The organism is Nakamurella sp. UYEF19, from assembly GCF_040546275.1.
Lineage (GTDB): Bacteria > Actinomycetota > Actinomycetes > Mycobacteriales > Nakamurellaceae > Nakamurella.
Genome location: NZ_JBEPNO010000025.1, coordinates 1 through 20,511, shown reverse-complemented (window position 1 = coordinate 20,511; position 20,511 = coordinate 1). Strand labels below are relative to the sequence as shown.

At 68.4% G+C, this 20,511-nt stretch carries 9 protein-coding genes and 1 pseudogene; 6 read left to right on the top strand and 4 right to left on the bottom strand.

Translation table 11 applies throughout. From position 1 onward, the window contains the following. The first annotated feature begins 93 nt into the window (after positions 1-93). From ABIB25_RS23820 to ABIB25_RS23805, 4 genes are read left to right on the top strand one after another with little or no spacing between them, the layout of a single operon-like run. Positions 94-2,394: a xanthine dehydrogenase family protein molybdopterin-binding subunit gene (locus ABIB25_RS23820; RefSeq protein WP_354531022.1), complete on the top strand. Its 2,301-nt coding sequence runs from the start codon at positions 94-96 to the stop codon at positions 2,392-2,394. Beyond that, positions 2,391-2,849 carry a (2Fe-2S)-binding protein gene (locus tag ABIB25_RS23815; RefSeq protein ID WP_354531021.1) on the top strand — a complete coding sequence of 153 codons (459 nt, stop codon included), beginning with the start codon at positions 2,391-2,393 and terminating at the stop codon, positions 2,847-2,849. The genes ABIB25_RS23820 and ABIB25_RS23815 overlap by 4 nt, the downstream gene beginning before the upstream one ends. Then, entirely contained in the window at positions 2,846-3,658 is an 813-nt protein-coding gene (locus ABIB25_RS23810) for an FAD binding domain-containing protein (protein WP_354531020.1), read from the top strand. The genes ABIB25_RS23815 and ABIB25_RS23810 overlap by 4 nt, the downstream gene beginning before the upstream one ends. 53 nt (positions 3,659-3,711) lie before the next feature. Further along, positions 3,712-4,986: an FAD-dependent oxidoreductase gene (locus ABIB25_RS23805; protein ID WP_354531019.1), complete on the top strand. Its 1,275-nt coding sequence runs from the start codon at positions 3,712-3,714 to the stop codon at positions 4,984-4,986. A gap of 43 nt (positions 4,987-5,029) precedes the next feature. Here ABIB25_RS23805 and ABIB25_RS23800 read toward each other — a convergent pair whose 3' ends face one another. Beyond that, the gene (locus tag ABIB25_RS23800; RefSeq protein WP_354531018.1) at positions 5,030-7,426 is read right to left on the bottom strand and encodes a right-handed parallel beta-helix repeat-containing protein; all 2,397 of its coding nucleotides are present in this window, start codon (positions 7,424-7,426) and stop codon (positions 5,030-5,032) included. Between the two features lie 524 nt (positions 7,427-7,950). Between ABIB25_RS23800 and ABIB25_RS23795 the strand changes: the two genes are divergently transcribed. Then, positions 7,951-14,148, top strand: coding sequence for an alpha-2-macroglobulin family protein (locus tag ABIB25_RS23795; RefSeq protein ID WP_354531017.1), 6,198 nt, complete (start codon positions 7,951-7,953; stop codon positions 14,146-14,148). Positions 14,149-14,182: 34 nt separating this feature from the next. On the opposite strand, the pseudogene ABIB25_RS23790 reads toward ABIB25_RS23795, so the two are convergent. The 3 genes and pseudogenes from ABIB25_RS23790 to ABIB25_RS23780 form a co-directional block, all read right to left on the bottom strand. Further along, positions 14,183-14,714 (bottom strand): annotated as a pseudogene (locus ABIB25_RS23790) (response regulator); the annotation flags it as partial. Between the two features lie 43 nt (positions 14,715-14,757). After that, a complete protein-coding gene (locus ABIB25_RS23785; RefSeq protein WP_354531016.1) occupies positions 14,758-15,099 on the bottom strand; it encodes a TraR/DksA family transcriptional regulator in 342 nt (113 codons plus the stop codon). Positions 15,100-15,148: 49 nt separating this feature from the next. Beyond that, a complete protein-coding gene (locus ABIB25_RS23780; RefSeq protein ID WP_354531015.1) occupies positions 15,149-15,475 on the bottom strand; it encodes an alpha/beta hydrolase in 327 nt (108 codons plus the stop codon). A 679-nt stretch (positions 15,476-16,154) separates the two neighbouring features. On the opposite strand from ABIB25_RS23780, the gene ABIB25_RS23775 reads away from it, so the two are divergent. Beyond that, on the top strand, positions 16,155-20,511 hold a 4,357-nt coding region (locus ABIB25_RS23775; RefSeq protein WP_354531014.1), incomplete at its 3' end, for a beta strand repeat-containing protein.

The window sequence follows — 20,511 nt, the reverse complement described above, 5'->3', positions numbered from 1 at the left end:
CCGTGCCGGGCGTCCCACGCGGATCTACACTCATCGCAGACTTGGTCAGTCGAGCGAATCACCGGTCGGGCAATCTCAGGTGAAGGAGCGGCGATGACGTCACCCGGCAGCATTCTGGGCACGCGGGTACTCCGGACCGAGGACCCACTGTTCCTGACCCGAGGTGCGGTCTACACCGACGACGTCGTCGACGAGTCGCTGACCGGGGCGGTCTGGGTGACCTTCGTCCGGTCGCACGTCGCCCACGCCCGCATCGTCTCCATCGACTGCACGGCGGCGTCGCAGTCGCCGGGATTCGTCGCGGCGTTCACCGGCGCGGACCTCGGTCTGCCTGATCGTGCACCGATGTGGCCGACCGTCCCGCTCGGGATGAGCCGCCCGATCCTGGCCAGGGACACCGTGCGTTTCGTCGGCGAGGCGGTGGTCGCGGTGGTGACCACCGAGCTGTACCAGGGCGAGGATGCCGCCGAACTCGTCGAGGTCGAGTACGAGCCACTGCCGGCGGTCGTGGATCCGCGGGTCGCCGCCGCGGGCGGCGTCCTGCTCTTCCCGGACGCGGGCACGAACATCGCCTGCACCTTCGAGCCACCCTCCAGGGACGAGCACCTCTTCGACGACTGCGAAGTGGTCGTCACCCGGGAGATCGTGAATCAGCGGATAGCGCCAGCGCCGATGGAAACCCGTGCGGCAGCGGCAGTCTGGGGAGCCGATGGACGGCTGACCAGCTGGATCCCGAACCAGGGCGCCCAGGGGGCGAAGGCCGACTTCGCCACCATGCTCGACGTCCCGCCGGAGCTGATCCGGGTGGTGACGCCGGACGTGGGCGGTGCCTTCGGAGCCAAGTTCGGCGCCGACGCCGAGCACGCGGCAGTGGCGTTCGTCGCGCGTGCGCTGGGCCGCCCGGCCCGGTGGACGGAGAACCGGTACGACAACCTGCTGGCCATGACGCACGGACGGGCCCAGGTGCAGACGGTGACGATCGGTGGGAGCCGGCAGGGCAGGGTCAGCGCGTATCGGCTGGAGATCCTCCAGGACTGCGGGGCGTACCCGGCGATCGGTTCGCTGCTGCCATCGCTGACGAGACTGATGGCCCCGGGAACCTACGACATCGCCAAGGTCGAGTCGGCGGCCCGCTCGGTCGTCACCACGACCACCCCGGTGGGCGCCTACCGGGGTGCCGGACGGCCGGAGGCCACCGCGGCGATCGAGCGGGCGATGGACCTGTTCGCCGCCGAGATCGGGATGGACCCGGCGGAGGTCCGGCGACTGAACCTGTTGGCGCCCTTCGACAACCCGCATCAGAACGGTCAGGGGGCCCTGTACGACTCCGGCGACTACGGCGCGGCCCTGGAGCTGGCTCTGGAGGCTGCGGACTACCGCGCCCTGCGCATCGAGCAACTCCGGCGGCGGGACCAGCACGACATCCGGCAACTGGGAATCGGTCTGGCCTGCTACGTCGAGATCACCGGCGCCGGCCTCGAAGCCGGGGCGCCCCACGAGAACGCCCAGGTCGAGGTGCACGCCGATGGCACCGCCACCATCCTGACCGGCACCTCGCCGCACGGCCAGGGGCACGGAACGGCCTGGGCGATGCTGGCGAGCGACGAACTCGGCATCGCCATCGACAAGATCACCGTCATGCACGGGGACACCGATCTGATCCCGGAGGGCGGTGGCACCGGCGGTTCCCGCAGTCTGCAGCAGGGCGGGGCAGCCGTCCGGCAGGCGTCCCAGGAGCTCGTCGAGCTCGCGATGGACCGGGCGTCGGAGATCCTCGAGGTGGACAGGGCCGATCTGGAACTCGACCGGGCCCGCGCCTCCATCATGGTGCGGGGCGCACCGGAAGCAGTTGTGTCCCTTGCAGATCTGGCCGGAAAGAAGCGGCTGTTCATCCGCAGCGTGTTCTCCGCAGCCGGTCCGACCTTCCCGTTCGGTGCTCACGTCGCGGTCGTGGAGGTGGACGTGGAAACCGGAAAAGCCGATCTCCTGCGGTTGATAGCCGTCGACGACGCCGGCGTCATCCTCAACCCCTTGCTGGCCGACGGGCAGCGTCACGGCGGCATTGCGCAGGGCGTCGCCCAGACGTTGTACGAGGAGATGGTCTACGACGACGACGGGAACCCCCTGACCGCCACTTTCGCGGACTACCCGTTCCCGTCCGCCGCCGAGATGCCGATGTTCGAGCTGGTCACCATGGAGACTCCCACCAGCTACAACTCTCTCGGCGCGAAAGGGATCGGGGAGGCCGGCACCATCGGGGCCACTCCGGCCGTGCAGAACGCCGTCATCGACGCCGTCGCCCACCTCGGCGTCCGGCACGTCGACATGCCGACCACCTCCCGCCGCATCTGGCGGGCCATCAGCGATGCGGCCGCGGACGGAGCAATTTCATGAAGGTCACGATCAACGTCAACGGCGAGGAACGGACCGACGAGGTCGAGTCGCGGCTGCTGCTCATCCACTACCTGCGTGAGGTCTGCGAATTGCGGGCGGCCAACATCGGCTGCGACTCCAGCTCGTGCGGTGCCTGCACAGTGCTGTTGGACGGCCGGTCGGTGAAATCCTGTACGGTGCTGGCCGCCCAGGCTGATGGTCACGAGGTGACCACGGTCGAGTCACTGGCGACCGCCGGCGAGCTGCATCCGATGCAGGCCGCCTTCCGAGCCGAACACGGTCTGCAGTGCGGGTTCTGCACCCCTGGGATGGTGATGGCCTCGATCGGACTGCTGAAGGACAATCCGTCACCCACCGAGGCGGAGGTGCGATCGGCGTTGGAGGGCAATTACTGTCGCTGCACCGGTTACCACAACATCGTGCGTGCGGTCCTGTCGGTGGCGCAGCAGTCATGATCACCGCGACCTTCGAATATCTGCGTGCCGGTTCCGTCGACGAGGCCCTCGACATGCTACGACGCCACGGAGATGACGCAAAGCTGTTGGCGGGTGGGCACTCTCTACTGCCGATGATGAAGCTGCGGCTGGCCCGGCCCGAATTCCTCATCGATCTCGGTGGTCTCGAGGAATTGCGGTACATCCGCCGCGACGGGGACATGCTGGCGATCGGCGCGCTGACCACCCACGACATGGTCTCCACCGCCGATCTCAGCCGGTCCGATGCCCCGCTGCTGGCCCACAGTGCCTCCCAGGTCGGTGATCCGCAGGTCCGTCACCTCGGCACCCTCGGCGGGTCGCTCGTCCATGCCGACCCCGCTGCCGACCTCCCGATGGCCGTGGTGGCCTGCTCCGCAGTCATGGTGGCGCAGGGCGAGCAGGGTCGACGCGAGATCGCAGCGGACGACTTCTTCTCGAGCCCCTTCGAGACCGCGTTGCGGGAGGACGAGATCCTGGTGGAGATCCGCATTCCCCGTCGGGCCGGAATCGGTTGGGGCTACGAGAAGTTCACCCGCCGGGCCAACGACTGGGCCATCGTGGCCGCCGCCACGCTCGGCGGCCGGATCGTGCTGGCCAACATGGGCGGTCGGCCGCTGCGTGCCCTCGCGGCCGAGACGGCACTCGCAGCGGGTGCCTCCGCCAGGGAAGCGGCTGCGCTCGCACCCGAAGGGATGGAACCGGCCGACGACATGCATGCCGACGCCGAATACCGCCGGCATCTGGCCCGGATTCTCGTCGGGCGGGCGCTCGAGCAGGCCCGGGGGTAGCCGAGGCTGGGAGGTCAAGGTACGTCCGCCAAATTTTCGGTCATAGTGGGCAGATGAGCGCTTCTGACCGCCGCACCTCGGTCTGCATCGCGGGCGGCGGGCCGGCAGGGCTGATGTTGGGCCTGTTGCTGGCACGAGCCGGGGTCGCCGTCACGGTGTTGGAGAAGCACAGCGACTTCCTGCGCGATTTCCGAGGCGACACCATCCACCCCACCACGATGGACCTGCTCGAGCAGCTCGCCCTGACGGAGGCCTTCGAGGCCATCGAGCACACCGCGGTCCGCACCCTGGACTCGGTGATCCATGGTGTCCGGATCACCGCCGTCGACTTCGGCGCGCTGCAGGGCGGACACGGCCGGCTGCGGTTCATGCCACAGTGGGACCTGTTGAATCTGCTGAAAGACGCTGCTGCGCAGGAACCCTCGTTCACCTTGATGATGAACACCGCCGTCACCGGGCTGGTCCGCGAGGGCGGGCGCGTGGTCGGGGTGACCGCCAGGTCCGCCAACGGCACGTCCGGCGACGGCGACCAGGTCACCATCCGGGCTGACCTGACGGTCGCAGCCGACGGCCGCGCCTCGGTGCTGCGCGAGGCCTCCGGCCTGGAGGTCAAGCGCTACGGCGTCCCCATCGACGTGCTCTGGTTCCGGCTGGACCGGCCGCCGGTCGACCCGCCGCCGACCATCGCGTACCTCTCGACCGACGGGGTGGTCATCACCGTTCCCCGGTCGGGCTACTACCAGGTGGCCCTGCTGATCGAGAAAGGTTCGTGGGATCAGTTCCGGGCCCGGGGCCTTGCCGCCTTCCGGAACACCATCGCCCAGATCGTGCCGTTCCTGGTCGAGCCGCTGGCCGGTCTCCAGGGGTGGGACGAGCTCCAGCTGCTGTCCGTCCAGATCGATCGTCTCCAGAAGTGGTACCTGCCAGGCTTTCTCGCCATCGGAGACGCCGCCCACGCGATGTCCCCGGCCTTCGGTATCGGCATCAACTATGCGATCCAGGATGCGGTCGCTACCGCCAACCTGCTGGCCCGGCCCTTACGGGATGGGGTCCTGACGGAGAATCACCTCGCCGCGATCCAGCGCCGGCGCTATCCGCCGACCCGCAGGATGCAGGCCGTCCAGCGCGTCGTCAACCGGTTCGTCGGCCGACCCGGGGACGGGGGACACCTGCCGAACCCGGCCATCCTGTCCCGGGCGGCCCCGCTCGTCGCCCGCCTGACCCGACCCCTCCTCGGACGCCTGGTGGGACGGGGGTTCCGGCCCGAAACCATCGCCGCCCACATCCTCGACCCAACGTGGGACAACCCACGCACTTCTTGCACCTGAAGGTTGTCGGACAACCTCCAGGTGCCAGCACCGGTCAGGGGCGTCAGGCCAGGAAGTAGCCCGAGACGTCAGCGATCAGATGGACGGTGCCCAGGCTCTGGTTGAACAGGGCAACCCTGCCGTCGGCACCGATGGGAACCGTCACCAGGTTGGCGATGGTCAGGCCCGCGACGAAGTTCAGGTTCGACACCGGAGACGGGGTCGTTCCGTTCGCGTAGGCCGTGATGTTGCCCGACTTGGTGGGGCTGACCACGGTCGCAATGAGCGTGACCGCCGATGCCTTATCGGAAACCCCGCCTGCACCGGCGATCTGGACCGGGATCGTGGCCAGCCTCGCGACCGCTCCGGCCCCGCCGCTGCCGGGCCTGGTGTCCAACACCCTGGACGGGGAGAGTGCCACGAACGTGCCCGGCGCGGTCGGCGTTCCGGCGAGGTAGTAGCCGACGACGTCTGCGATGACCGAGGCCGGGCCGGTGGAGCCGTTGTAGATCTTCACCTGACCGTGGGTCCCGGCCTTGACCACGGTCAGATTCGCGATACCCGGCTGACCCGGTGTGAAATTCAGGTTCGACGCGTTCGGCCGGCTGGTGCCGTCCGGATACATCGTCAGGTACCCACCCTTGGCCGGCATGGCCACGGTGAGGTTCAACGCTATGGCCGAGACACCGGAGGAGGGCACACCTCCGCGGCCGAGTACCGGGACGGCGATGGTGCCGAGGGCGCCGACCGGACCGTTCGCTCCCACGTTGACCCGGGTGTCGAGAATGCGGGCAGCCGGGAGGGAATTGAAGGCCCCCGGCACCACCGGGACTCCGCCGACGTAGTAGCCGGCGACATCCGCGACGAGTTGGACCGTGCCGCCACTGTTGTTGTACAGCGAAACCTCTCCCTTGCTGCCCACCTTGACGACGACCTGGTTGGGGATGATCTGGCCGACGACGAAATTGACGTTCGAGGCGTCGGGCCGCGTCGTTCCGGCCGGGTAGGCGGTGATGTTCCCGCCGTTGGTCGCTTCGGTCACCGTCAGATTGAGCACCACGGCGGACACACCGCCGGCCGGGATGCCGACCTTGCCGAGCACATTCAGGTTGATGGCGCTGGTCGGCGCCACCGGCCCCATGGCGCCCAGGTTGGACCTGGTGTCGAGCACCCGGGCCGGGGTGACCGATCTGAAGGAGCCGGCCGCGGTGCAGAGGTAGCCCGGGAGGCTGCTGTTGCCGATGTTGTTGGTCCAGGTGTTCGCCGTGCCTACGGTGCCGGCACCGGTCGTGGCGTCGACGCAGTCAGCGGTGGTGGCCGTGGCGGACGTACCGGTAAAGCTGTTGTCCACGACGGTGGTTCCGGTGCCGCCTTGCAGGTTGATGCTGTTGACCGTCGACCCGATGACCGTGTTCGTCGAGATGGTCGTGGCCGTCACCGTTGGTCCCGCCCCCATCGCGGATGAAACGCGGATTCCATTGGTTCGGCCGGCGATGGTATTGCCGGTGATGCTCGTCCCGGACGAGGGCAGGTTGGACGAGAATTGGTTGTTGAGGGAAATTCCGGTGGCCGGCCCCCCGGTGATGGTGTTGTTCGAGATCATCGTGTCGGCGTTGTTGCCGGTGATGAAGAGGGCCGACCCGGCGGCACCGGCAAGCAGCGAGGAGGTCACGGTGTTGCTATCCACCAGGGTGCCACTGCTGTTCGTCAGGACGATGAAGTTGCCGTCGTCGACGCTGGTGTTGTGGGTGACTTTCAGACCGGTGGTGAACTCGCTGTTCGTCGGGCTACCCGGCGTGTTGACCGCGGCGCCGTTTCTCGCGAAGGCATTGCCGTCGATCGCCACATCCTTGGACGAGCGATTCGTGAGGAAGACAGCGGCCTGATTATTGGCGGAGTCGTTGCCGGTAAAACGGTTTCCGGTCACCGACGCGGACCGGGATACAGAAAACTTCATCGCCGACAATGTATCGGAGATGATGTTGTTGTTCCAGGTGGCGGCGGTGAGTAGGGCGTCGGTGACGCCGATGCCGTAGTTGTCGCCCTGTCCGATCATGGTGAATCCGTCCAGGGTGCCAGTGGTCGCAGCTCCCGAGTAGGAGACCAGGTCTCCAGTGGGTGGTTCGATGATCGTCTCCTTGCTCGCGTCCGTGCGCCCCGAAGTCGCCGGGGTGCCGAACTGGGCGCCGAGCAGCACCAGGTTCTTGTCGATATGCAGCGATTCCGGGTAGATACCCGGGCAGACGTAGATGGTGTCCCCGTCCGATGCCGCCGCGACCGCAGCGCCGATCGTCGCAAAGGCCGGGGCTGCGCACCTGGGTCCGGCGATGCCGACGACCGTGGCCACGGCGGGCAGGCCCGCGGCCATGGCCTGGCTCGGGGCGAGCAGCAGCCCGGCGCCAAGAGCGCCGACCACGATCATGGCTCCGGTAGTACGACGGAAGGATGCGTGCGCGTTCATAGGACCTCCGGTAGTTGTTCATCGAACGCGCGTTCGTCGAGCACCCCAACCGTGACGGTCTAATTGATGAACTGTTCGCCCCTCTGGCGACGGCCTGACCGCAGACCACACATGGCGGGGGCAGATAGCGCCCTACTGGTGGTCGAGCCCTCCGACGTCATTGAAATTTGCCGGTGCTATGTCTCGAATCGCGCTGGGTGGCGCCGGATCGCGCGGATTGCCTGAAGCTTCGCGGGATCCGGTCACCCGGATGTTGAGGCCCTTACACCGTACGCCCCATCACCGGCGGGCGCATCTCGGCCGGACGGCGCCGTGGCGAACGCTCTGGCACCGGAGGGCTCGACGTGACCACCAGACGCAGGAACCAAGCCCGTGCAACCAACCGATGGTCGATTCTCGTCATGGTGGTGCGACGGTGTCCTGCGCGGGGCAGTCGTGGGAGGTTCGACATGACCCAGCCTGGGCGGACACAGCTCTTTCGCGGACGACTGCGCGGGAAACTGCGTGGTCGGCGGGGTGCCCTCGTGGCTGCCCTGTTGGCCTTGGTGGTCTTGGCGTCCGGAGCGTGGATCGCCAATGGCGGCAGTTCCACAGCACCGCGCCCCCTTGCCGGTGACGGAACCGGTTCCAACCCGACGGCCTCAGGGCCGGTGAGCAGCGGCCCGACCTCGACACCGATTCCGTCCAACAGCACCCCGGGCAAGCAGCCCGGGGTGGTGGCGCAGCCGGCCGGCCTTCGGCTCAGTGCCGGGCGTGCACAGGAGCCTGCGGTCCCGGTCGCCGTGGTGAACGGGCGTCCGCTGGGCACCCCCCGGATCACGGCCATCCTCGATCGGCTACCGGCCTGGACCGGCGACAGCGTGCTTGCCCGATCGTTCAAGTGGCCGACGCAGAGCATCAAGACCCCGCAGGCCGGCAAGACCGTCCCGCTCGGATTCCCGGCCACCGGGAGTGGCACCAAGCCCGACCCGACGCCGACCGGCCCGCTGCACGTGTTGCGGATGCAACCCCAGGGTTCCGTATCCATCGCTCCCTTCATCAGCATCACCTTCGATCAGCCGATGGTTGCGGTCACCACCGTCGGGCAACTTGCGGCAGCCCAGGTGCCGGCGACCATCACGCCGAAGGTGGCCGGGAGCTGGCAGTGGATCGGCACCAGCACCCTGCGTTTCGCAGCCGGCAGGAGCAGCGCCACGGATCTGGACCGGCTCCCGATGGCCACCGACTTCACGGTCACCGTGCCCGCCGCCACCCGGGCCGCCGGCGGTGCGAAACTCGCTGCCACTGAGTCCTTCTCGTTCAGCACCCCAGCCCCGACCGTGCGGAGTTTTGCGCCGACCGGCAACAGCCTGGCGTTGAATCCGATGTTCGTGGCCGTCTTCGATCAGCGGGTCGACCCGAAGGCCGTACTCGGCAAGGTCACGCTGTCCGCGGGCGGAACGGTCTGGCCGGTCCGGGTGGCGACGGTCGCCGAGATCGCCGCCGACACAACAGCATTCGGGACCATCAGCGCCGCGCCGGTCGGCCGGGTGGTCGCCTTCCGGCCAGTGCGCGCCCTGCCGGTCGACGCGGCCGTGACCGTCACCTTCGCGGCAGGCACCCCATCCGCCGAAGGCCCCCGCACCACCACCGCACCGGCCACGTACAGCGGACGGACCTACGCGGCCCTGACGCTGGTCAAGTCCGAGTGCGGCTACGGCGACTGCCAGCCCTCGACCCCGCTGACCCTCACCTTCAACAACAGCCTCGATCCGAAGTCGTTCGATCCCAGGACCATCCGGGTCAGCCCCGCGATTCCCGGTGGTGCGTCCGTGACCGCCACCGGCCAGCAGATCTATGTGCAGGGCAACACCCAGCCGGACACCACCTACACCGTGACGGCACCGACGACCCTGACCGACGTCTACGGCCAGAAGCTGGCCGCACCCGCCGTGGCCACCGTCCACATCGGACCGGCCACACCGCGCCTGGATCCCTTCACCCAACCGATCACCACTCTGGACCCGATGGTCTCCGCGCCGTCGATCACCGTGAACACCCTGAACCGCAATGAGTTCCGCGAGCGGGTCTTCGAGGTGTCCCCCCAGGACTGGCCGACCTATCAGGGGTTCTACGTGCGGGCGGCCCAGCAGAACTTCCAGCAGAGCGCCGTGCTCACCGTCCCCGGCTGGCCCGTCCTGGTGGACCGCGTCGTCACCATCGACGGCCCGAAGAATGTGCTGGTCTCCACCAAACTGGACCTCTCGAAGGTGATGCCTACGCCCGAGAAGACCAGCCATGTCGTTGTTCTCATCGAACCGACGTCCAAGGAATCGTTCGACAACAACAACATCTGGCAGAACCGACCGACCATGACGTGGGCCCAATCCACCGTTCTCGGCTTGGACGCATTCAACGACGCCACGCAGCTGCGGACCTGGGTGACCGATCTGCGGGACGGCTCACCGCAGTCGGGTGTCACGGTGGGTCTGGTGGGCAGCGACGGCCGGATCGACCCACGGTCGGCCGCCACCACGAGCACGGATGGCATCGCTCCGCTGGCCCTCACCGCCGGCGGAGCCGGTGCGCTCCTCGCGACGCGGGGCACCCAGTCGGCGCTGCTGCCGTCCGCCATGTGGAACAACAACTGGACCACCTCGCCGTCGACGGACCACCTGCTGTGGTTCGTCAACGACGATCGCCAGACGTACCGCCCGACCGAGACCGTCTCCGTCAAGGGCTGGGTGCGTCGGCAGGAGTCCAACGTCACCGCGGCCTTGAAATCGATCCCGGAGGGCACCGTTTCCTATACGGTCCAGGACGCCTACGGCGTGAGCATCGGTCACGGCACCGTGAAGGTCAGCGGGCTGGGTGGGTTCGACCTGACGGTGAAGATCCCCGCCGGGGCCAACCTGGGGAGCGCCGGAATTCAACTCCATCTCGCGGGAGCCTCGGTCGTCGATTCGTACGACTACAGCCTCCCCTTCACGATTGCGGAATTCCGCACCCCGGCTTTCCAGGTCGATTCGCACATCGACGGAACTGTGCCCGCCGTGATCGGGAACGCCCTCACGGTGGCCGCCGACGCCACCTACTACGCCGGTGGGCCGCTCGGCGCCGCCCCCGTCGACTGGCAGGTTCGGACGGCGGCCGCCACCTACGCGCCGCCCGGTTGGGGGCAGTTCACCTTCGGCATCTGGACGCCGTGGTGGCAGACGGACAGCGGGTTCGGCAGCGGCCGTGGGGGAATGCCAAGTGGCAACTGCTGCCAGCCGGTCGATCCGGACGCGGTCAAGGTCGACAAGTTCTCCGGTACGACGGATGCCGGCGGCAGCAATTACCTGCAGGTCGAGGTGGGCAACCTGGGCGACAAGTTCGCCGGCCTGCCGGTGACGCTGACCGCCCAGGCCACCGTCACCGACGTGAACCGGCAGGCCATCGCCGGTACCGCCGACGTCCTGGTGCACCCGGCCGACTACTACGTCGGGCTGTCGAGCGACGAGACGTTCGTGACGCAGGGCAAAGACCTGGTGGTGCAGGCGATCGCCACCGACATCGACGGCAAGGCCGCGCCGGGTCGGTCGATCCGGATGCAGGCCGCGAAGGTGACAACCTCCTATGCGAACGGGGTCCCGGTCGACACCGAGTCCGATCAGCAGCCGTGCCAGGTCACCTCGACTGCCGGGCCGGTCACCTGCACGTTCCACCCGTCGGCCGCCGGGACGTACCGGATCACCGGCACCGTCGTCGACGACAAGGGCCGGACCAGCCGGTCGCAGCTGACCCGCTGGGTGGCCGGCGCCGACGGCTCGGTGGACAACTCGGTCCAGCAGCAGCAGCTGACCCTGGTGCCCGACAAGAAGGAGTACCAGCCGGGCGAATCGGCGAAGCTGCTGGTGCAGTCACCGATCCGGGCCGGTAGTGGCCTGATCACGCTGCAGCACAACGGGATCGTCTCCACCACGCGGTTCGCCGTCACGAACGGCTCGGCGGTGGTGAACATCCCGATCACCGAGGCCGAGATTCCGGGGGTGACGGTCTCGATCGAGGTCGTCGGCACGGCACCACGTTCGGCCTCCAACACCCAGGCCACCGGCACCGTGGCAGCGGGCACCCCACGCCCGGCGTACGCCACCGGCGAGATAGGCCTGACGGTCTCCACCCTGGCCCGGACGCTGAAGGTCACCGCCGTGCCCCGGCAGAGGACCGTCGTTCCCGGCGGAACCACCACGGTGGACGTCACCGTGACCGACCAGAGCGGAAAGCCGATGGCGGGCAGTGAGTTCGAGGTGGTGGTGGCCGACGAGGCGGTACTGGCGCTGGGTGGTTACACGCTCCCCGACCCGATCAAGGCCTTCTACCCGGAACTGCCCAGCATGCTCAACGCCTTCTACGGCCGGTCAACCGTGATGCTCGCGGATCCGTTACCACCGCTGAAGTCCGCCGGTTCAGCAGCGGCGTCGTCTGCCGCGATGGCGTCGGGGGCGCCGATGCCCGCTTCCGCACCGGGCACCGACGCCTACTCGACCACTCCCACTGCCAGTGCCAGTGCCGCGGGTGCGAACGGCGCCGTCCGCGAGGCGGCCCAATCAAGCACCGGAGCACCCATCGCCGAGCGGAAGAACTTCGACGCGTTGGCCCTGTTCGTGCCGAAGGCCACCACCGACGCGGGCGGACACGCGACGATCCAGGTTCCGTTGCCCGACAGCCTGACCCGCTACCGGGTGATGGTGGTCGCCGTCGCGGGGGACAACCGGTTCGGCTCGACCGACTCGACGATCACCGCGGCCCTGCCGCTGACCGTCCGTCCGTCAGCTCCGACCTTCCTGAACTTCGGCGACAAGCTGGAACTGCCGGTGCTTCTGCAGAACCAGACCGGCGCGCCGCTGACGACGGACGTGGTCATCCAGGCGGCGAACCTGAAGATCGACGGCCCCGCGGGTCAGCAGGTCACGGTGCCGGCCAACGGCCGGATCGAGGTCCGCTTCCCCGTCTCCGCGGACCAGGCGGGCACGGCAAAGTTCCGCATCGCCGCGGTGAGCGGCACCGCCGCGGACTCGGCCACCATCGAACTCCCGGTCTACACGCCGACCACCACCGAGACCTTCGCCTCCTACGGCGTCATCAACGGCGGCGACACGTTGCTGCAGAAGGTGACCGCCCCGAAGGGGGTCGTCGGTCAGTTCGGCGGCCTGCAGGTCAGCACGTCTTCGACTGCGCTGCAACAACTCACGGATGCCGTTGGCTATCTGGCCGACTACGACTACGACAGCTCGGACGGGCTGGCCGGCCAGATCATCGCGATCGGGTCGCTGGCCGATGTGCTGAAGGCCTTCTCCGCACCGGGTCTGCCGTCCGCGGACGGGCTGAGAGCCCTGGTGGTCGGCGATGTCGTGAAGCTCAGCGCCCTGCAGAACAGCGACGGTGGATTTCCGTACTGGAAGCAGGGGGACAAGTCCGATCCGTTCAACTCCATCCAGTCCACCCAGGCACTCTTGGTGGCGGCAAAGAATGGCTTCGCGGTCTCGAAGAATGCCCTGGCCAAGGCGCAGCAGTACCTGGGCAACATCGGCGCCTACATTCCGGCCGATGCCAGCCAGGCCACCCGGGACACGCTGCGCGCCTATGCCCTGAACGTCCGGATGGTGGGCGGCCAACGTGATTCCGCTGCCGCGCAGGCACTTGTCACCGAGCGGGGAGCCAATCTGCCGCTGGATGCGGTGGCCTGGCTGCTTCCGGTGACGGACGGGACCAGCCGCGCCAGCCTGGTGCGGCTGATCGGCAACGCCGCCGTCGACGACGCCGGTTCGGCGACGTTCACGAACAAGGTCACCGACGACGCCTGGACGACGTTGCAGTCGGACCGGCGCACCGACGGCCTGATCCTGGACGCACTGATCACGGTCGACCCGAAGAGCGATCTGATCCCCAAGGTCGTGGCCGGTGTGATGGCCGGGCAGACAAGTGGCCGCTGGGACAACGTCCAGGAGAACGCATTCATCCTGCTGGCGCTCCGGCACTACTACGACGCCTTCGAGTCCACGTCCGCGGACTTCGTGGCCGGTGTCTGGCTGGGCGATCGATTCGCCGGCCAGCACACGTTCTCCGGTCACACCACCGAACGGGCCACGCTGATGATCCCGACCGCCGACCTGGTCGCCGCCGACAACAGCGACGTGACCCTGAACAACGCCGGGACCGGCCGGCTGTACTACCGGCTCGGCCTGCAGACCGCCCCGACGAACCTGCAGCTGGCGCCGCTGGACCGGGGGTTCGTCGTCTCCCGCACCTACACGGGTGCCGACAATCCTGCTGACGTCACCCGGGATACCGCCGGCACCTGGCACATCAAGGCGGGCGCCAGGGTCAGGGTGCAGCTGGCGTTGGTGTCCCGCAGCGCGCAGACCCACGTGGCGCTGATCGACCCGCTGCCCGCCGGGCTGCAGATCCTCAACCCCGACCTGGCGACCACCCCCAAGGATCTCGACCCGGCGGCGGCTGCGAAGGCCGGCGTCACGGCGTCGCAGAACTGGTACTCCACCTGGTACGACCACCAGAACCTGCGGGACGACCGCGCCGAGGCGTTCGCCACCTACCTGCAGGGTGGCGTCTACCAGTACAGCTACCTCGCCTCGGCCACCACCGACGGCACGTTCGTCGCCCCGCCGACGCGCGCCGAGCAGGTCTACGCGCCGGAGACCTTCGGCCGCGGCGGATCCGACCGGGTGGTGATCGAAAGCTGATGCACCCCAGGCACTTCACATGCGATCCCCTCGGCTACGGCGAGCCGAGCAGTCCCCGCTCGAAGGCGACCCGGACGGCGGCGGCACGGTCCCGCACACCGAGTTTCGGGTAGAGACGAAGTAGGTGGGTCTTGACCGTCGCCTCGGACACGAGGAGTTCGCGCGCGACGTCACGGTTGGTGCCGCCGTTGGCCATCGCGGCCAGGACCAGCAGTTCGCGTGCGGTGAGTTGGTCGCCGCGGGTGCGATCGACCAGGCTGCGGGCGGCGCTCGGAGTCAGCACACTCTGCCCGGCGGCCGCCCGCATCACCGCATCGACCAGTTCCTCCCGCGAGGTCGCCTTGAGGAGATACCCGTCGGCGCCCGCGTCGATGGCCGCGTAGATGTCGTGGTCGGTGTCGTAGGTGGTCAGGACCAGGATGCGAGGGTGCTCGCGGTCGAGGGCGCGGAGATCGCGGATCGCGGATCGCGGCAACGCCGTCTCTGCCGGGCATCCGCAGGTCCATCAGCACCAGGTCCGGGTCGGTGGCGCGGGCCAGGGCGACTGCCTCGTGGCCGTCCGCGGCGGTCGGCCGGTCGGTGCACTGGCGGTCTGCCGTCGTTCCGGTGTCAGCCGGCGCAGTTCACGCAGGTGCTGGTCGTGGGTCTGATCTCCAGTCGCCCGGGCGGTATGGGCTGGGAACAGATCCGGCAGATGCCGTAGGTTCCGTGTGCGAGATCGACCAACGAGGCCTGTGCTTCGCGAATATCGTTGACAGCACGCATCTTCTGGCCCTCCAGAAGTTGCAGCACCGAACTGAGCGGAATGCCGTCGGGATCGTGTTCGTCGTCGTCGCCGCCGTTGGCGCGGACCGCTCTGGTGGCGACCAGTTCTACTTCGATCGCCAGTAGATCCTGGCGCAGTCCGTCCAGGGCCAGTCGAAGGCGATCCCGCTGGTCGGGCGGATTCACGTCAACCCGGCGAGGATGCGGGCGGCGGTCTCGTAGGCCTCGTCGGTGATCACGTGCTCGTCACCCGGTCGATGGCAAGGTCCACCTCGGCGCCCTGAGACGTCAGCAGCTGGGCCGTTTCTCGGACCCGTTCCGGTGGCACGAACGGGTCGTTCTCGATGCTGCGGACGAGAACGGGCAGGTCCGACAGGCCGGAACAGGTGGGCAGGAGCGGGGTTTCCGCGCCGATGTAGCCGCCGGTGAACAGGAAGGCGGACGCTACCTCGGGTTGTCGGATCAGCAGGTGGTGCGACAGCACCCAGGCGCCCTGGGAGAAGCCCCAGCGCCAGTTCAACACGGGTCCGGCGGCCGGGCTCGACGGCGGCTCGGCGACCACCGCCGGTCGGACCTCGAGGGACTGAACGGGCGGCCTGCCGTTACCAATGCCATCGCGCAGGTCGTATTTTTCGTCCTCGGAACCAGGAAGCCGGACGGCGCACCCCTGCCACCCATCCTGGGCCGGGTCGACGTGCCGGACTGACGGTCCATCTGGCCAATGTAGACACGGTTCCTGAGGAAACCCCCTGAAGTGGATCGACCAGCCCGGACCCCCTCCCGGAGAAGGCCGATGCGTCCGTCCAACCATGCACTTCGGCGCCGGAGCGGCGACGGATGGCCACCCAGGGGGAATACCTCCAACGGGTGGTGGCTCGACCACTCGAAAGAGAGCTCGTCAATCGGACAAACCAATCCATACGTCACCGCCGACGGTCTACCGCGCCGCGCGGTACCCAGACCACGGTCGTAGGTCCCGCGCTGTTCAGGATGGCCAGCGACGCACGAGAAGTGTTCGGTGCCTGGCCTTTTCGCGCTTCCATGCCTTGCATAGTTTGCAGGCTGAGCCCGGTGACAGAACGTGACGAAATGTTCCCCTGCCGGCCCTGCAATCAGTCTTCCGCGATCGGTCCCAGGTGGGAAGGGCATGTGAGAATCCTTCGCGGAGCGTGATGTCAAGTGACTCTCCGGCATGTTCTGACCTCGGTCGCTGCGGACCGACGAACCTGATGGAGCCGTGTGTGAGTACTGCTGGTCGCGCGAAGCACAGGATTCCCCGCCCGACGTGGACCGTGAAGCGTGCGGCGCTCTCGCTCGTCTCCGTCATCGCGCTGGTGGCGGCCTCGGTGACCGTCAGCACCGTGGCCGACCCAGCGGTGGCGGTGGCCGCAACGCCCGGGCAGGGCGCCCCCTTCGACTGCTACGGCGGGACGATCTACAACGCCCAGCAGGGCAATCCGGCGAACAACACCACGGCCGGCACCATCAACGCGATCACCACCGGCACGTTGGCCGGTGTCACCCCGGTCACGGCCACCACCACGCCGGTGACCACGATCCCCAACGGTGGCCGGACGAACGCCTTCGGCATCACCCGCGGCGGCGATGCCGCCTACGTCATCGACCAGGTCACCACCGCCACCGCGACCAGCACCGCGGTCCACGGGTACAACGCCCTGACGCAGGTCTGGACCTCCTACCCCGGCACGGTGACCACCGGCGCTGCGCAGAGCTTCGTTGCCGGTGCCGTCGACCCGTTCAGCGGCATCTACTACTACGCGACCTTCAACGGCGGCGTGGCCACCGTGTACGGGTTCAACACCAACACGAACACCGCGATCACCGGTGTGATCGCGACCATCCCGCTCCCGATCGCCGGTCAGGGCAACGGCGACATGGCGTTCGACCAGGCCGGGAACCTCTACCTGGTGGAGTCGGTCAGCCCGTCCGCCGCCGTCGCGATCGTCAAGGGACCACTGCCATCGACCGGCTCGACCAACGGCACGTCGCTGACCGCCACCACCCTCCAGAACTACACCGTGGCAACGGGTGTCAACTACAACGGCATCGCCTTCGACAATTTCGGGCACCTGTTCGTGCAGTACGCCGACACCACCAACCTCATCACCACGCTCTCCGAGTTGAATCCCAACACCGGCGCCGTCATCAACGGCCCGAAGGCCGAGAGCATCTCCACGACGGTGTCCGGTGACATCGGAGCCTGCTCGCTCAACCCGACCCTCCAGGTGAAGAAGAACATCGTGACCAGGGCCAACGCCTCGGATCAGTTCGGGTTGTCGATCACCGGCGGCAGCGTCGCGGCGAACAACACCGACACCACCTCGGGCAACACCCTCGGCCTGCAGGGCGCGACGGCCGGTGCGGTGATCGGCGTGTCTGGCACGACCTACACCGTCGCCGAGACCGCGGCCAGCGGGAATCTTGCCGACTACACCACCACCTACAGCTGTCTGGACGCTGCGTCGAGCAACCGGGTCATCGTCTCTGGAACGGGCCAGACCTTCGGTCTGGTATTCCCCAACCCAGCGACCGGCGCCACCGGTCCGTTCGTCACCTGCACGTTCACCAACACCTCCAAACCGACCATCACCGTGACCACCGCCCTCGGTGGCAACCGGGCCAACACCGGTGACCAGTTCGTGGCGGCCGTCCGCACCGGCGGCGTCGCCGGCACGGTGGTCAGCTCCACCGCCGCTTCCACCTCGACCGGCACCGGCGCGACCGTCACTGCGGGCACCGGCACCACGGGTGCCTACACGGCGACCGTCGGTGCGGCCTACACGGTGACGGAAGGCGGTAGCGGGACCACCAACTTCGGCCAGTACAACCGGACCATCACCTGCACCGACTCCAACGGCGTGCAGACCGGCCTGCCCACCAACCAGGCCTACTCGGCCGCGGCCGGGCTGGCCGTCACACCGGTGGCCGGCGCTGCGATCTCGTGTGTCATCACCAACACGCCGAAGCCACCGACCATGGTGCTGACCAAGGCCCTCGGCGGCCCGCGTGCCGTCGCCGCCGACCAGTTCACCGTCGCCATCCGGACCGGATCGGTGACCGGAACGGTCGTCAACGCCACCACCAACGCCACCACCACCGGTGCGGGTGGGACCGTCACCGCCGGGACTGGCACCACCGGCACCTTCGCGGGCACCGTGGGGACGACCTACTACCTGACGGAAACCAGCCCGGCGAACTACAACTCCGCCGTCACCTGCGTGGACGGCAACGGCTTCCAGCCCGGCCTGCCGACCGTGGCGGCGCTCGGCGGCGGAGTGGCGCTGACGCCCGTGGCCGGCTCGTCGATCGTCTGTACGTTGACCAACACCGGTACCCCGATCAACCTCGCGTTGGCCAAGACGAACCCCGCCCAGCTCACCGTCGGCACCGCCGCCAACTACACCCTGGCCGTCACGAACAACGGCGGAACCACCGCCACCACTGCGCGAGTGGCCGACCAGCTGCCGGCCGGTCTGCAGTACAACTCGGTGGCCGGCACCGGCTGGACCTGCTCCGCGACCGGAACCGTCGCCGCAGGACAGCTGGTGACCTGCAACTTCACCGGCTCCATCGCCTCCGGCGCCACCTCGACCTTCACCGTCAACGTCACCCCGCAGGCGTCCGCCGCTGGAACCACGCTCCAGAACAAGGCCGCCATCGATCCGACCGGCGGCACCGCCCCGGTGACCCCGTCGACCTGCACCGCCACCGGCACCCCGGCCGGCTGCGCGGTCGCCGCGGCGCAGGCCATCGATCTGGTGACGGCCGTCGACGACAGCGGCACCACGCCGCCGGCCACCGCGATCGTCACCACGGTGCTGACCAATGACACCACGAGCGCCGGCTTCGCCCTCGTCCCGTCGACCGTCACGGTGACCACACCGCCCGGACACGGCACCACCTCGGTGAGCGCGACCACGGGAGCCATCACCTACACGCCGGCCGTCAACTTCTCCGGCGTCGACCCCTACTCCTACCGGGTCTGCGACAACTCCACCCCGACCGCCGTCTGCGACATCGCGCTGGTCACCATCGCCGTCCCGGACGTGGTCAACGCGGTCGACGACACGGCCGGCACCGCGCAGAACACCGCGGTCACCACAGCCGTGCTCGGCAACGACACCCGCACCGCCAACGGCGCGCCGCTCAACCCTGCGTCGGTGACCATCACGACGGCTCCGGCCCACGGCGCCACCTCGGTCAACAGCACCACCGGCGGGGTCACCTACACCCCGGCGAACGGGTACACGGGGTCGGACTCCTACGTCTACCGGGTGTGCGACTTCTCGACGCCGACCGCGGTCTGCAACACCGCAACGGTCACGGTCACCGTGGGCGCCAACGTCGTCACCGCCGTGAACGACAACTCCACCACGGCCCCCGCCACCGCCGTCACGACCGACGTCCGGGCCAACGACTCGAGCTCGACCGGTCAGCCCCTGGCCATCCCGACGGTGACCACCGCACCGGGACACGGGACCGCCGTCGTCAACGGGACCACGGGCGTCATCACCTACACGCCGGCCGCCGGCTTCTCCGGGGTCGACACCTACCAGTACCGGGTGTGCGACACCTCCAACCCGACGCCGGTGTGCGCGACCGCGACGGTGACCATCAACGTGCCGAACACCGTCACGGCGGTCAACGACGCGGTCACCACCCCGCAGAACACCGCGAACGCCACCAATGTGCTCGCGAACGACACCGTGCTGTCCGGCGGCGCGTCGCTGAACCCGGCGTCGGTCGCCGTGCAGACCGGGCCGGCCCACGGCACCACCGCGGTCAACACCACCACCGGCCTGGTGACCTACACCCCGGCGAACGGTTACACCGGCACCGATTCCTACACCTACAAGGTCTGCGACAAGTCCACGCCGACCCCACTGTGCTCCACCGCCACGGTGTCGATCACGGTCGGCGCCAACACCGTCGCGGCCGCCAACGACACGGACACCACGGCTCCCGGCACGCCGGTGACGACCAACGTCCGTGCGAACGACTCGACCTCGACCGGGCAGCCCCTGGCGAACCCGACCGTGACCACCGCCCCGGGCCACGGCACCACCGCCGTCGACCCGACCACGGGCAACATCACCTACTCGCCCGCCATCGGCTTCTCCGGGGTCGACACCTACGTCTACAAGGTCTGCGACACGTCGAACCCGATGCCGGTCTGCGCTTCGGCCACGGTCACCATCACCGTGCCGAACACCGTCACCGCGGTGAACGACACCGGGACCACCCCGCAGAACGCCGCTGTCCCGACGAACGTGCTGGCCAACGACACCGTCTCGGCCAACGGGGCTCCGTTGAACCCGGCTGCGGTCACCGTGACGGCCGCCCCGGCCCACGGCAGCACCGCCGTCAACACCACCACCGGGGTGATCACGTACACCCCCTCCAACGGCTACACCGGGACGGACGTCTACACCTACCGGGTCTGCGACTCGTCGTCCCCGACGCCGGTCTGCAAGACCGCGACCGTCTCCGTCACGGTGGGGGCGAACACGGTGGTGGCGAACCCGGACAGCGGGACCACCGCACCGGGCACGCCGATCAGCACCAACGTCCGGGTCA

What these genes read in the sequence shown, in the direction of transcription:
- ABIB25_RS23815 (WP_354531021.1), top strand. Translation starts at nt 2,391, where the DNA reads ATGAAGGTCACGATCAACGTCAACGGCGAGGAACGGACCGACGAGGTC.
- ABIB25_RS23820 (WP_354531022.1), top strand. Translation starts at nt 94, where the DNA reads ATGACGTCACCCGGCAGCATTCTGGGCACGCGGGTACTCCGGACCGAG.
- ABIB25_RS23800 (WP_354531018.1), bottom strand. Translation starts at nt 7,426, where the DNA reads ATGAACGCGCACGCATCCTTCCGTCGTACTACCGGAGCCATGATCGTG.
- ABIB25_RS23805 (WP_354531019.1), top strand. Translation starts at nt 3,712, where the DNA reads ATGAGCGCTTCTGACCGCCGCACCTCGGTCTGCATCGCGGGCGGCGGG.
- ABIB25_RS23810 (WP_354531020.1), top strand. Translation starts at nt 2,846, where the DNA reads ATGATCACCGCGACCTTCGAATATCTGCGTGCCGGTTCCGTCGACGAG.